Raw genomic sequence first — 11,984 nt, 5'->3', positions numbered from 1 at the left:
GGGGGCGGGGGGCGCCCCCAAATTGTTTTGTTTCTGTCGCAATCTCGGCAGCGGCCGCCGGGGGGGGGGCCCCCCCGGGGGGGGGGGGGCGGGGCCCCCCCCCCCCCCCCCCCCCGGGCTTTTCCCGTGTCGGCCCCGCTCCTCTTACAATCGGCCCCATCATGAGCGCGACACTCGTAGTCAAGGACCTCAGCGCCGGTCACGGCGAACGCACCCTCTTCTCCGGCCTGGACCTGGTCATCGCCCCCGGCGACGTGATCGGCCTGGTCGGCGTGAACGGCGCCGGAAAGTCGACCCTGCTGCGGCTGCTGGCGGGCCTGGACACCCCCGAGGGCGGCTCGCTGCGGCTGAGCCCGGCCAGTGCCAACGTCGGCCACCTCCCGCAGGAGCCCGAGCGGCGCGAGGGCGAGTCGGTGCGCGCGTTCCTGGCCCGCCGCACCGGCGTGGCGGCCGCCCAGGCCGCACTGGACGAGGCCACCGAGGGCCTGGTCGAGGGCCGGGCGGGTGCCGACGACGCGTACGCGGTGAGCCTGGACCGCTGGCTGGACCTCGGCGGCGCCGACCTGGAGGAGCGGGCCGAGGAGGTCGCCGACTCGCTCGGGCTGAAGGTCTCGCTCGACCTGCCGATGACCGCCCTCTCCGGCGGCCAGGCCGCCCGGGCCGGCCTCGCCTCGCTGCTGCTCTCCCGCTACGACGTCTTCCTGCTCGACGAGCCCACCAACGACCTCGACCTGGACGGCCTGGAGCGGCTGGAGTCCTTCGTCAAGGGCCTGCGCGCCGGCACCGTGGTGATCAGCCACGACCGCGAGTTCCTGGCCCGCACCGTGACCAAGGTGCTGGAGCTGGACCTGCACCAGCAGCAGGTCAACCTGTACGGCGGCGGCTACGAGGCGTACCTGGAGGAGCGGGCGGTGGCCCGTCGGCACGCCCGCGAGGAGTACGAGGAGTACGCCGACACCAAGGCCGGGCTGGAGGCCCGCGCCCGGATGCAGCGCGGCTGGATGGAGCACGGCGTGCGCAACGCCCGCCGCAAGTCCTCCGACAACGACAAGATGGGGCGCGCGATGCGCGCCGAGTCCACCGAGAAGCAGGCCTCCAAGGCGCGCCAGACCCAGCGGATGATCGAGCGCCTGGACGTGGTCGAGGAGCCGCGCAAGGAGTGGGAGCTGCGGATGGAGATCGCCACCGCGCCGCGCTCCGGCTCGGTGGTCGCCACCCTCAACGGGGCCACGGTGCGCCGCGGCGACTTCGCCTTCGGCCCGGTGGACCTGCAGATCGACTGGGCCGACCGGGTCGCCATCACCGGAGCCAACGGCGCGGGCAAGTCCACGCTGCTGGCCGCCCTGCTCGGCCGGCTCGAACTCGACGGCGGCAGCGCCTCGTTGGGCTCCGGCGTGGTGGTCGGCGAGGTCGACCAGGCCCGCGGACTGTTCCTCGGCGGGGAGCCGCTGGCGGAGGCCTTCGCCGCCGCCGTACCGGAGCTCTCGCCGGAGGACGTGCGCACCCTGCTGGCCAAGTTCGGCCTCAAGGCCGTGCACGTGCTTCGCGCGGCCGACACCCTCTCCCCCGGCGAGCGCACCCGGGCCGCGCTGGCCCTGCTGCAGGCCCGCGGGGTCAACCTGCTGGTGCTGGACGAGCCCACCAACCACCTGGACCTGGCCGCGATCGAGCAGCTGGAGTCCGCGCTCGGCTCGTACACCGGCACCCTGCTGCTGGTGACGCACGACCGGCGGATGCTGGACACCGTCGCGGTGAACCGGCGGATCGAGGTCCGGGACGGTCGGGTGCACGAGCTGTAACCCGCACCCGACCGATGGCGACCCCTCCGGAATTGGTCTCTACCTCTTCCCGGAGGGGTCGTCATGTGCTGTGCTGTCGGCCATGGTTGACAGTTCAGACCGCGCGGAGAGCGCCGTGGCGGGGACGCCCCACCCGACCGTCCCCCTCACCCCCATGACGGTCCCGGCCCACGAGGCCGAGGCCCGCAGCAGGTCCTTCCACGAGGTGATGGCCCGGCGCCGCACCGTCCGCGACTACGCCACCCGCCCGATCCCGGACGGCGTCCTGGAGTGGGCCGTCCGGACCGCGAGCACCGCGCCCAGCGGCGCACACGTCCAGCCCTGGCGGTTCGTGGTGGTCACCGACCCGGAACGCAAGCGGCGGCTGCGCGAGGCGGCCGAGGCCGAGGAGCGCGAGTTCTACGCCCGCCGGGCGTCGGCGGAGTGGCTGGCCGCGCTGGCGCCGATCGGCACCGACTGGCGCAAGCCGTTCCTGGAGGACGCGCCGGCCGTGATCGTGGTGTTCGAGGTGCACAAGGGGCCCGACTCGCCGCGCCCGTACTACACCAAGGAGTCGGTGGGGATCGCGGTCGGACTGCTGCTGGCCTCGCTGCACCAGGCCGGGCTGGCGACACTGACCCACACACCGAGCCCGATGAGGTTCCTCAACGAGGTGTGCGACCGTCCGGCCGAGGAGCGGGCGGCGTACGTGATCCCGGTCGGCTACCCGGCCGAGGGGGCACGGGTACCGGACCTGCGGCGCAAGGAGCTCGACGAGGTGATGGTCCGGCTCTGACGCGCCGGGGGCGGCGACCGGGCGCCGAGGACGCGCCGGCACGCCGGGGGCGCGGCCCGGCACCGGGCTCCGCGACCGTGCGCGCCCGCCGTCCGGGGGGGCCGGGCGGGGGTCGAATGGTGACAGGTCCGGGCCAAGGACATAATCGCCGCCATGAGCCAAGCACAGCCACGCTCCTGTGGCCCGGCACCGACCGGGCAGGCACCGAGCGGGCAGGCACCGGCCTCCGGACGGGCACCGAGCGGGCAGGCACCGGCCGCCGGACGGGCCCGGACGACCGGACCGGGGCAGGCGGTCGGACCCGGGCACGGAGCCGGACCGGGGCAGGCGGTCGGACCGGGGCAGGGGCCCGGACCGGCACCGATCGCGGCGGAGGTGACCACCGGGCGGCCGCCCGAGCTGCTGCGGCTGCCCGGCGGCCTCTGGCTGCGCCGCCGGCGCAGCACCCACGCGGTGGCGCTGAACCGGGCCGTCCGCGCCAACCTGGACCACCTGCGCCCCTGGCTGGAGTGGGCGGCCGAGGCCCCGACCCGGGCGCGGACCGCCGAGCTCACCCGGGCCGGCTCCGCCGCCTGGGAGGCCGGCACCGACTTCATGTACCTGGCCGGCCTGGACGCCGAGCCCGGCGACGTGATCGGCGCCTTCGGCCTGCACGCGCGGATCGGCCCGGGCGCGCTGGAGCTCGGGTACTGGGTCGCCGCCGGGCACGTCGGCCGCGGCATCGCCACCACCGCCACCGGGGCGCTGACCGAAGCCGCGCTCGCCCTGCCCGGGATCACCCGGGTGGAGATCCACTGCGACCGGGCGAACGCCGCCAGCGCGGCCGTCCCGCGCAAGCTCGGCTACCGGCTGGAGCGGGTCGCCGCGGTTGCCGTCCGGGCACCGGGCGAGACCGGCCGGCAGCTGGTGTGGGTCAAGGAACGGCCCCGGGCCGACCGGGACACCGACCGGTAGCGCCCGGGCCGGCGGTGCCGCACCCGACCGGCCGGTGCCACACCGGCCGGTCGGCAGCGCACGGAGCGGTCAGTAGCGCCCGCCGGTCGGCGCCGGCAGACCGTCCAGCTCGGCGAGGTCGGCCGGCGAGAGCACGACGTCGGCCGCGCCCACGTTGTCCGCCAGGTAGCGCGGCGTCCGGGTGCCCGGGATCGGGAAGACGTACCGGCCCTGCGCCAGCACCCAGGCCAGCGCCACCTGCGCGGGCGTGGTGCCGAGCCGCTCGGCGACCTCCCGGACCTTCGCGACCAGCGCCAGGTTCGCCTTGAGCGCGTCCTGCTGGAAGCGCGGCAGCCGGCGGCGGAAGTCGTCGGCGGGCAGCTCGTCGAAGGAGGAGATGCTGCCGGTCAGGAAGCCGCGGCCGAGCGGGGAGAACGGCAGGAGGGCGATGCCCTGCTCCTCGGTGTACGGCAGGACCTCGGCCAGCGCGTCCCGGGTCCACAGCGACAGTTCGTTCTGCACGGAGGCCACCGGGTGCACCGACTGGGCCCGCCGGATCTCCTCGACGGTCACCTCGGACAGGCCGATGTGCCGGGCCTTGCCCGCCGCCACGATCTCGGCGAACGCGCCCCAGGTCTCCTCGATCGGGACCTCCGGGTCGACCCGGTGGAGCTGGTAGAGGTCGACGTGGTCGGTGCCCAGGCGGCGCAGGCTCTCGTCGATGGAGCGGCGCACGTGCTCGGGCCGGCCGTTGCGCTCCATCTGGCCCTCGCCGCCCGGGACGATGCCCACCTTGGTGGCCAGGAAGGCGCGCTCCCGGTACGGGCCGGCCAGCGCCGCACCGACGACCTCCTCGTTGGTGTACGGGCCGTACATGTCGGCGGTGTCGATCAGGCCGACGCCGAGGTCCAGCGCCTGCCGGATCACCCGGACGGAGTTCTCGTCGTCCCGGTTCTGCACGTCGTAGGCCCAGGTCATGCCCATGCAGCCGAGACCGATGACGCCGATCTCCGGGCCGTTGGTACCGAACGTGGCGTTGCGCATGACGGTGCTCCCATCGTGGTTCGTGTGCTGGTTCGCGCGGTTCGCCCGGCGGTTCGCGCGCCCCGCCCGGTTGCGTGGGGCGGTTCGCGCGCCCCGCCCGGTTCGCGCGGCGGTTCGCGGGTTCGCGTGCTGGTCGGCGCGGTGATGCGTGATCAACGCCTTCAGCATTCACCTTGGAGTGCACTCAAGGTCAAGTCCGTTCCGATCCACTCATGGAACCCGCCCGCCAGGACCAGCTCCGCCAGCCGCCCGTACCCGCCCGCGCCCGGGTGAGCGCCGTCCGCCGCCCCGGCCTCGGACACCCACACCGGATCGGCCGCCAGCGTCTCGGTGACGTCGACGAACGGGACCTCGAACGCGGCGCAGGTCGCGGCCAGTTGCGGGACGAGGCCGCGCAGCCGGTCGAGGTGCGCCGCCCCGTCGCAGACCACGGGCGGCGGGCCGACCACCAGCGTGCCTAGGCCGAGTGCGCGGGCGCCGCCGAGCAGGGCGGCGAGGTTGTCGAGCGTCCCGAGGGGCGGCACGCGTGGCGCGCCGTCCTCCTCCGTCGCGTCGTTGGCGCCGACCGAGACCACCAGCCGGTTGTCCGCGCCGGGAGCGGTCCTCGCCTCGACCTCGGCCTGCCAGCGGCGCCGCACCTGCGCCGAAGTGTCGCGCCTGACCCCGAGGTTGAACGCGGTGGCGCCCGGCGCGGCCGCCTGCAGCACCCGGCCGACCCAGCCGCGGAACTCCGGGTCGCCGAGGCCCTGGACGAAGGAGTCGCCGAGGAAGCAGATCCGCGGACCGTCGAAGCCTGTTCGTATGGTCATCGGCCCACCGTAGGGGTGCGAGCGGGGCGCACGCTTCCGGTTTCACCACCGGGCGGAACGAGCCGGCCGTCGACGGCGCGAGCTTCGTCCCCGGACTTTCCACCGGGCCACCGCGGGTGACGCTGCGCCAAACCGGCGCGCAGGCGCCCGCCCGCGGATCTCCCGCACCACCGGGCGCCGCCCGTCCGGCCTTGGCAGGACTCACCGCGACGGTCGACGCTCTGTGCACAGCCGATCATCGGCTCGTCGGTCCATCACCAGGCTCGTCAGTTCACAACCGATTGGGGACCAACCCATGCAGCTCTCGCGCACCCGTGTCGCCGCCGTCGCCCTGCTCGCGGCCACCGCCACCGCGCTCGCCGTCCCGGCCCAGGCCGCCGGCGGGACCCGCGCGCTCAGCCGCTTCGACGACGGCAGCTTCGAGTCGCCCAAGGCCCCGGCGGGCTCCTTCACGAACCTGGCCACCGGCCAGACCATCGGACCGTGGCGGATCACCGCCGGGAACATCGACCTGATCGGCGCCGGCTTCTGGCAGGCCGCCGAGGGCGACCAGTCGGTCGACCTCAACGGCGGCACCGGCGGCACCATCGCCCAGACCTTCACCACCACCCCCGGCACCACCTACTCGGTGACGTACGCGCTGGCCGCCAACCCCGCGGGCGGACCGGCCGTGAAGACCGGCAAGGCGCTGATCGACGGCCAGGACTTCCAGGACTTCTCCTTCGACTCCACCGGCAAGACCATGGCCGCGATGGGCTACGTGGGGCGGCAGTTCAGCTTCGTCGCACAGAACTCCTCCACCACCCTGACCTTCACCAGCACCGTGGCGGGGGCGTACGGGCCGGTGCTCGACGACGTGCAGGTGAAGGAGTGCAAGCCGTGCTGCAGCTGACCGGCCGGGGCCCGGAGCGCCACCCGACCGGCCTCCGCGAGTCGCCTCCTTAACCCTCCCTAAAACCTGCCCTCGGCGAGGCGTCCGGTGCCGGGAAGTGCTTGACGTGCACAGCTGGTCTAGTCCAGTTTGATGCTCAGCACCGCGCTCCCCCACCGGACCACCCCAGGCCGCCGCCCGCCCGTGTCTCCCCCCTCGCGGCGCGGGCGGCCACCACGTCCCGAGAGGCACCCCCATGCCCAGCGCGCCCCAGCACGCCCCCACGTACCGCCGCCCCGCCCGCCGGACCACCCTGCTGAGCCTCGTCGCCGCCACCGCACTGGCCGCCGGCGGCCTGGCCGTCCTCGCCGGGAACGCCGGCGCCGCCGACGGCAACCTGCTCGCCAACGGCGGCCTGGAGAGCGGCGCGCTCAGCCCCTGGAGCTGTTCCGCCGGCACCGGGAGCATCGCCGGCACCGGTGCACACGGCGGGACATACGCACTGAAGGGGGCCGTGAGCGCGAGCGACACCGCGCAGTGCAGCCAGACCGTCAGCGTCCTGCCGAACACCCGGTACAGCCTGAGCGCCTGGGTGCAGGGCCGGTACGTCTACCTCGGCGCCACCGGCAGCGGCGTCACCGACCCGGCCACCTGGACCCCCGGCGGCGCCGACTGGCAGCAGCTGTCCACCGGCTTCACCACCGGGCCGGCCACCACCAGCGTCACCGTCTACCTGCACGGCTGGTACGGGCAGGGCGGCTACCTCGCCGACGACATCGCGCTGACCGGCCCCGGCGGCACCCCGACCACCCCGCCGCCCACTTCGGGCACGCCGTCCCCGACGGGCACGCCCACGGGCACGCCCACCGGCACCCCGACCGGCGGCCCGAGCACCCCGCCGCCGAACGTCGCGCTGCCGGTCGCCCCCTACATCGACATGGGCGCCTGGCCCACCCCGTCCATGCCCGCCCTCGCCAAGGCCGGCAACCTCAAGGGCTACACGATGGGCTTCGTCACCGGCGTCGGCTGCAAGGCCAGCTGGTTCAACGCCTACGACCCGCGCACCGGTTGGGCCAAGGACCAGGTCGACGCCCTGCGCGCGGCGGGCGGCGACGTCAAGGTCTCCTTCGGCGGCGCCAGCGGCACCGAACTCGCCGCCGCCTGCACCTCGGTGGACTCGCTGTTCGCCGAGTACGACGCCGTGGTGAAGGCCTACGGGCTGCGCTACGTCGACTTCGACATCGAGGGCGCCGCGATCGCCGACACCGCCGCCAACGACCGCCGCTCCGCCGCGCTCGCCAAGCTGCAACAGGCCCACCCCGGCCTCAAGGTCTCCTTCACCCTGCCGGTGCTGCCCGAGGGCCTGACCGCCGAGGGCGTCGCCATCGTCAAGTCGGCCCGCGACGCCGGGGTCGACACCGACCTGGTCAACATCATGGCGATGGACTACTACCGGAGCGGGACGGACTACGGCAACGCCGCCGTCCAGGCCGCCCAGTCGCTGTTCGGCCAGCTCAAGGCGCTCTACCCGGCGAAGACCGACGCCCGGCTGTGGGCCATGGTCGGCGTGACGCCGATGATCGGCGAGAACGACGACCACCAGGTCTACAACCAGGCGGACGCCCAGCAGTTGGTGACCTTCGCCCAGCAGAACCACCTCGGCCTGCTCGCCTTCTGGGACGCCACCCGGGACGCCAACGCCTGCACCGGCGGCTCGCTCTCCAAGTGCACCAACATCCCGCAGCAGCCGTACGAGTTCGCCAAGATCTTCAGCCAGTACGCGGGCTGAGCCCCGCGGCACGACCGGGGTGCCGGCCGCCCTTCCCGGGCCGACCGGCACCCCGGCGTTCCCGGGAGCCCCGCCGGCGGCCGACCGGAGAAAATTGGCATCTCATCGTCCCGGACCGTCCACTACAGTCCCACCCACCTGTACGGCACGAGGGGGCGGACATGACGGTCCGGGACGACCACGACCAGCTCGACACGATCCATCCGACCGGCGAGGCGGCACTCGCGGCAGGTGTGACCGCGGAGGAACTCGCCGCGTTCAGCCGCACCCTCGGCCGGCTGCGGGCGCTCCCCTGGACCGACCGGACCCGGCTGCACGTCGAGAGGCAGATCGGCTCCTTCGTCATGGAGAGCCGCAAACGCCGCCGCCAGGAGGCCAAGGAGGCCGTCCGGCAGGCCGACGCCGAACTGCTCACCGCCACCGCGACCGGCAGCCCGCACCGCCGCGAGGACGCACCGCTCACGACGCTCGCGTCCGGGGGCGGGCCCGTCGGCGAACTCCAGATCCCGCGCAAGTGCTACGTCTGCAAACAGGCCTACCGCCAGGTCGACGGCTTCTACCACATGCTCTGCCCGGACTGCTCGGCCGACAACACCGCGCGCCGGGGCCTCAGCACCGACCTGCGCGGGCGTCGCGCCCTGCTCACCGGCGGACGGGTGAAGATCGGCTTCCAGCTCGCGCTGATGATGCTGCGCGACGGCGCCGAGCTGATCGTCACCAGCCGCTTCCCGCAGGACACCGTCCGACGCTTCCGCGCCGCCGAGGGCAGCGAGCACTGGTGGGAGCGCCTCACCGTGGTCGGCATCGACCTCCGCGACCCGCGCCAAGTCATCGGACTGACCGAGCAGTTGCGTGCAGACGGGCGCCCGCTCGACATCCTCGTCAACAACGCCGCCCAGACGCTGCGCCGCCCGCCCGAGTCGTACGCCCTGCTGGCCGCCGGCGAGCAGGACGCCCTGCCCGCCGCCGACCGCCGGGCGATCAGCCACGCCCCGGGCTTCCTCCCCCTCTCCGGCGGTGCCCGACTGCCCTCCGGCGCCGGATCGTTGGTCGGGATGGGAAACCTGGGCGAACTCGGCGTCGGCACCGACGAGGCCGGGCTGCTACCCGACCTCGCCCCCGACAACTCCTGGTCCACCAGGCTCGGTTCGCTCGACCCGGCGGAGGTCCTGGAGACCCAGCTGGTCAACGCCCTGGCCCCGGCCCTGCTCTGCGACCGACTGCTGCCCCTGCTGCTGGCCTCCCGGCACCCCGCCCGCTACATCGTCAACGTCACGGCGGTGGAGGGCCGGTTCGCCGTACGCAACAAGACCGCCCGGCACCCGCACACCAACATGGCCAAAGCCGCGCTCAACATGCTCACCCGCACCAGCGCCGCCGAACTCGCCCCGCAGGGCGTGCACATGTGCGCCGTCGACACCGGCTGGATCACCGACGAGAACCCGGCCCCCAAGAAGGCCCGCCTGGCCGAACGGGGCTTCCGCACGCCGCTCGACATCGTGGACGGCGCGGCCCGCGTCTACGACCCGATCGTTCGGGGCGAGGCGGGACACCCGGTGTCGGGGGTGTTCCTCAAGGACTACCGGATCGCGGAGTGGTGACGGGCCGAACCCACCGGCGGCCCGGTGCGGCTGCTCAGGTGTCGTAGCAGCCGCACCAGGGGGCGTGGAAGCCCAGGCCGTCCGGGTGGAGCTCGGCGGTGAAGCGGTCGGCCTCGTCGTCGTCCTCGTCGTGCTCGTCGCTCTCGCCGTCCTCGTCGTGCTCGTCGGCCTCGCCGTCTTCCTCGATGACAAGGCCGAACAGCACGCCGTCGAACCGGACTTCGAACGGGGCGATCGCGATGCTCCCGTACTCCCGACCAGGCAGGGCGTCGAGCCACTCCTCCAAGAGCCGCCGGGCCTCGGGCCCGGTGCCCGCCGACCGGATGGCCGAGTCGAGGTGCTGCCCGGCGGAGTCGAAGCAGTGCAGCACCGCGTACCACTCCGGCCGGTCGACCGGCCCCGTGACGGAGGCGAAGAACGCGCCATCCCGCCAGCAGCCGATGGTACGGGTGCGCCCTTCCGGCTCGTGCCGGATCGGGATCAGTTCGGGAACGTTCACGGTCGAACCGTACGGAGGACCTGTGACAACGGCCTGGCCGGGGAGAGCTCCCCCCGGCCGGGCCGTCCGGCGTTCTGAGCGCTGTCAGCCCTCGGCACTATCAGCCCTCGGCGCCATCCACGCTGTCAGCGCTGTCAGCGCCCGGTGGGCAGGTTGGCGCCGCCGGTGCAGTCGAACACCACGCCCGTCACGAAGGTGTTGGCGGCCAGCATGTGGATCGCCCGGGCGACGTCCTCGGCGCGGCCGACCCGGCCGACCGGGGTGGTGGCGGCCAGGCCCTCGAAGAGCGCGGTGCGCTGCTCGGCCGGGACGCGGTCCCACCACGGGGTGTCGATGACGCCGGGCGAGACGGCGTTGACCCGCAGCGGGGCGAGCTCGACGGCCAGCGGCGGAACCATCGCCTCCAGCGCGCCGTTGATGGCGGCCAGTCCGGCGGTGCCGGGGATGGCGGCGCGGGCGGAGGCCGCGGTGATCAGGGTGACCGAGCCGTCCTTGCGCAGGTGCGGCAGCGCGGCCTTCAGGACGCGGACCTGCGGCCAGAACTTGGCGTCGAAGCCGGTGGCGAGGTCGGCCAGGTCGAGCTGGGCGAACGGGCCGCTGCCGGCCGCGCCGCTGACCGCGACGACCAGGTGGTCCACGGTGCCCTCGTCGCCGAAGAACGCGGCGAGTGCGGCCGGGTCGGTCGCGTCCAGCCCGCGACCGGTGGTCTTGCCGCCGATCCGGGCCACGGCGGCGTCGAGCCGCTCACGGTCACGGCCGGTGACCACGACCTCGGCACCGTCCGCCGCGAAGGCGGTCGCGGCCGCCTCGCCGATGCCCGAGCTGCCGCCCATCACGACGACGCGCTGTCCGGCGAAGAGGTTTGACGCAGTGCTCATGGCGGTGGGGCCTTTCGACTTGTCGAGACTGTCGGTTCTGGCATTGATATTTGTCGAGACTGCTAGTCTTGTCAAGCGGGGGCAAGGAAACGGGGCCGACGAGAGGGAGACCATGAGCGAGACCGAACCCCGGGCGGAACGGGTGGAACGGGCGGAACGGGCGGAACGGGCGGAACAGCCTGCGCAGGCAGTCCGGGCAGTGCGGGCAGATCGGGCACAGCAGCCGGAACACACGGACCAGACGGACCAGACGCCCGAGCAGACCGCGTCCACCCGCCCGCACACCGGACGCCGCCGCAACGAAGCCGCCCACCGGGCGATCCTCGACGCCGCACTCCACCTGCTCGCCGACTCGGACGGCACCCCGGTCACCATCGACGCCATCGCCCGCACGGCCGGCGTCGGCAAGCAGACCGTCTACCGGTGGTGGCCCTCCAAGGGCGCCGTCCTGCTCGACGCCCTCACCGACCGCGCCGACCAGGACGTCCGCGGCCCCGACACCGGCACGCTGCGCACCGACCTGCACGCCTTCGTCGCCACCACCTTCGACGCCGCCCAGCGCAGCACCACGGCCTCCGCCCTGCGCACCCTGGTCCGCGAAGCCGCCCGCGACCCGCACCTCGCCGAACTCATGCAGACCTTCACCGCCACCCGCCGCACCGCCCTGCGCGAGCTCCTCTCCCGCGGACGCGAACGTGGCGAACTGGCCGACGATGCCGACCTGGAGCTGATCGTGGACCAGGTCTACGGGGTGTTCTGGTACCGCTTCCTCCTCGGGCACGCCCCACTGGACCCGACGACGGCCGAGCACCTCGCCGACTCCCTGCTCACCGGAAACGCTGCCGACTGACCCCCACCACTGCCAGTGCCCCGCCCCCGGCCGCCGCCGGTTTGGGGGGGGGGGGGGCCCCCCCCCCGACAACGGCACAACCCCCCCCCCCCCCCCCCCCCCCCCCCGGCGGCCCCCCCCCCCCCCCCCCCGCAAC

11 protein-coding genes are annotated in these 11,984 nt (G+C 74.0%); 7 read left to right on the top strand and 4 right to left on the bottom strand.

Annotated features, from left to right (window positions below; all coding sequences use genetic code 11):
• Positions 1–161: 161 nt before the first annotated feature.
• From ACIRST_RS32580 to ACIRST_RS32570, 3 genes are all read left to right on the top strand, one after another.
• Positions 162–1,799 (top strand): ABC-F family ATP-binding cassette domain-containing protein, encoded by a 1,638-nt coding sequence (locus tag ACIRST_RS32580; RefSeq protein WP_402806783.1) that lies wholly within the window; start codon positions 162–164, stop codon positions 1,797–1,799.
• An 82-nt stretch (positions 1,800–1,881) separates the two neighbouring features.
• On the top strand, positions 1,882–2,574 hold the full coding sequence (locus tag ACIRST_RS32575) for a nitroreductase family protein (protein WP_402806780.1): 693 nt from the start codon (positions 1,882–1,884) through the stop codon (positions 2,572–2,574).
• A gap of 375 nt (positions 2,575–2,949) precedes the next feature.
• Positions 2,950–3,528, top strand: a complete 579-nt coding sequence (locus tag ACIRST_RS32570; RefSeq protein ID WP_396551263.1) for a GNAT family N-acetyltransferase — start codon at positions 2,950–2,952, stop codon at positions 3,526–3,528.
• A 69-nt stretch (positions 3,529–3,597) separates the two neighbouring features.
• Here ACIRST_RS32570 and ACIRST_RS32565 read toward each other — a convergent pair whose 3' ends face one another.
• Together ACIRST_RS32565 and ACIRST_RS32560 are read right to left on the bottom strand one after the other, a co-directional pair.
• Positions 3,598–4,551 carry an aldo/keto reductase gene (locus ACIRST_RS32565; RefSeq protein WP_396551261.1) on the bottom strand — a complete coding sequence of 318 codons (954 nt, stop codon included), beginning with the start codon at positions 4,549–4,551 and terminating at the stop codon, positions 3,598–3,600.
• A 161-nt stretch (positions 4,552–4,712) separates the two neighbouring features.
• Positions 4,713–5,360: a GDSL-type esterase/lipase family protein gene (locus ACIRST_RS32560; RefSeq protein ID WP_402806777.1), complete on the bottom strand. Its 648-nt coding sequence runs from the start codon at positions 5,358–5,360 to the stop codon at positions 4,713–4,715.
• 295 nt (positions 5,361–5,655) lie between these two features.
• Here ACIRST_RS32560 and ACIRST_RS32555 point away from each other — a divergent pair, with 295 nt between their 5' ends.
• The 3 genes from ACIRST_RS32555 to ACIRST_RS32545 all read left to right on the top strand — a co-directional run bounded on the left by ACIRST_RS32555 (position 5,656) and on the right by ACIRST_RS32545 (position 9,621).
• Complete coding sequence (locus tag ACIRST_RS32555; RefSeq protein ID WP_396551257.1) at positions 5,656–6,252, top strand: choice-of-anchor C family protein; 597 nt, start codon at positions 5,656–5,658, stop codon at positions 6,250–6,252.
• A 235-nt stretch (positions 6,253–6,487) separates the two neighbouring features.
• Positions 6,488–8,020: a carbohydrate binding domain-containing protein gene (locus ACIRST_RS32550; RefSeq protein WP_402806773.1), complete on the top strand. Its 1,533-nt coding sequence runs from the start codon at positions 6,488–6,490 to the stop codon at positions 8,018–8,020.
• Positions 8,021–8,181: 161 nt separating this feature from the next.
• Entirely contained in the window at positions 8,182–9,621 is a 1,440-nt protein-coding gene (locus ACIRST_RS32545) for an SDR family NAD(P)-dependent oxidoreductase (protein WP_402806770.1), read from the top strand.
• Positions 9,622–9,655: 34 nt separating this feature from the next.
• Here ACIRST_RS32545 and ACIRST_RS32540 read toward each other — a convergent pair whose 3' ends face one another.
• Together ACIRST_RS32540 and ACIRST_RS32535 are read right to left on the bottom strand one after the other, a co-directional pair.
• Positions 9,656–10,120, bottom strand: coding sequence for a hypothetical protein (locus ACIRST_RS32540; protein ID WP_402806768.1), 465 nt, complete (start codon positions 10,118–10,120; stop codon positions 9,656–9,658).
• A 134-nt stretch (positions 10,121–10,254) separates the two neighbouring features.
• Complete coding sequence (locus ACIRST_RS32535; protein WP_402806765.1) at positions 10,255–10,998, bottom strand: SDR family oxidoreductase; 744 nt, start codon at positions 10,996–10,998, stop codon at positions 10,255–10,257.
• A gap of 199 nt (positions 10,999–11,197) precedes the next feature.
• Between ACIRST_RS32535 and ACIRST_RS32530 the strand changes: the two genes are divergently transcribed.
• Positions 11,198–11,848 carry a TetR/AcrR family transcriptional regulator gene (locus ACIRST_RS32530; protein ID WP_402806762.1) on the top strand — a complete coding sequence of 217 codons (651 nt, stop codon included), beginning with the start codon at positions 11,198–11,200 and terminating at the stop codon, positions 11,846–11,848.
• Positions 11,849–11,984: the final 136 nt, after the last annotated feature.

This window comes from Kitasatospora sp. NPDC101447 (assembly GCF_044767225.1).
Taxonomy (GTDB): Bacteria; Actinomycetota; Actinomycetes; order Streptomycetales; family Streptomycetaceae; genus Kitasatospora.
The sequence above is the reverse complement of the archived record's forward strand: the minus strand, read 5'-3'. Positions and strand labels throughout refer to the sequence as shown.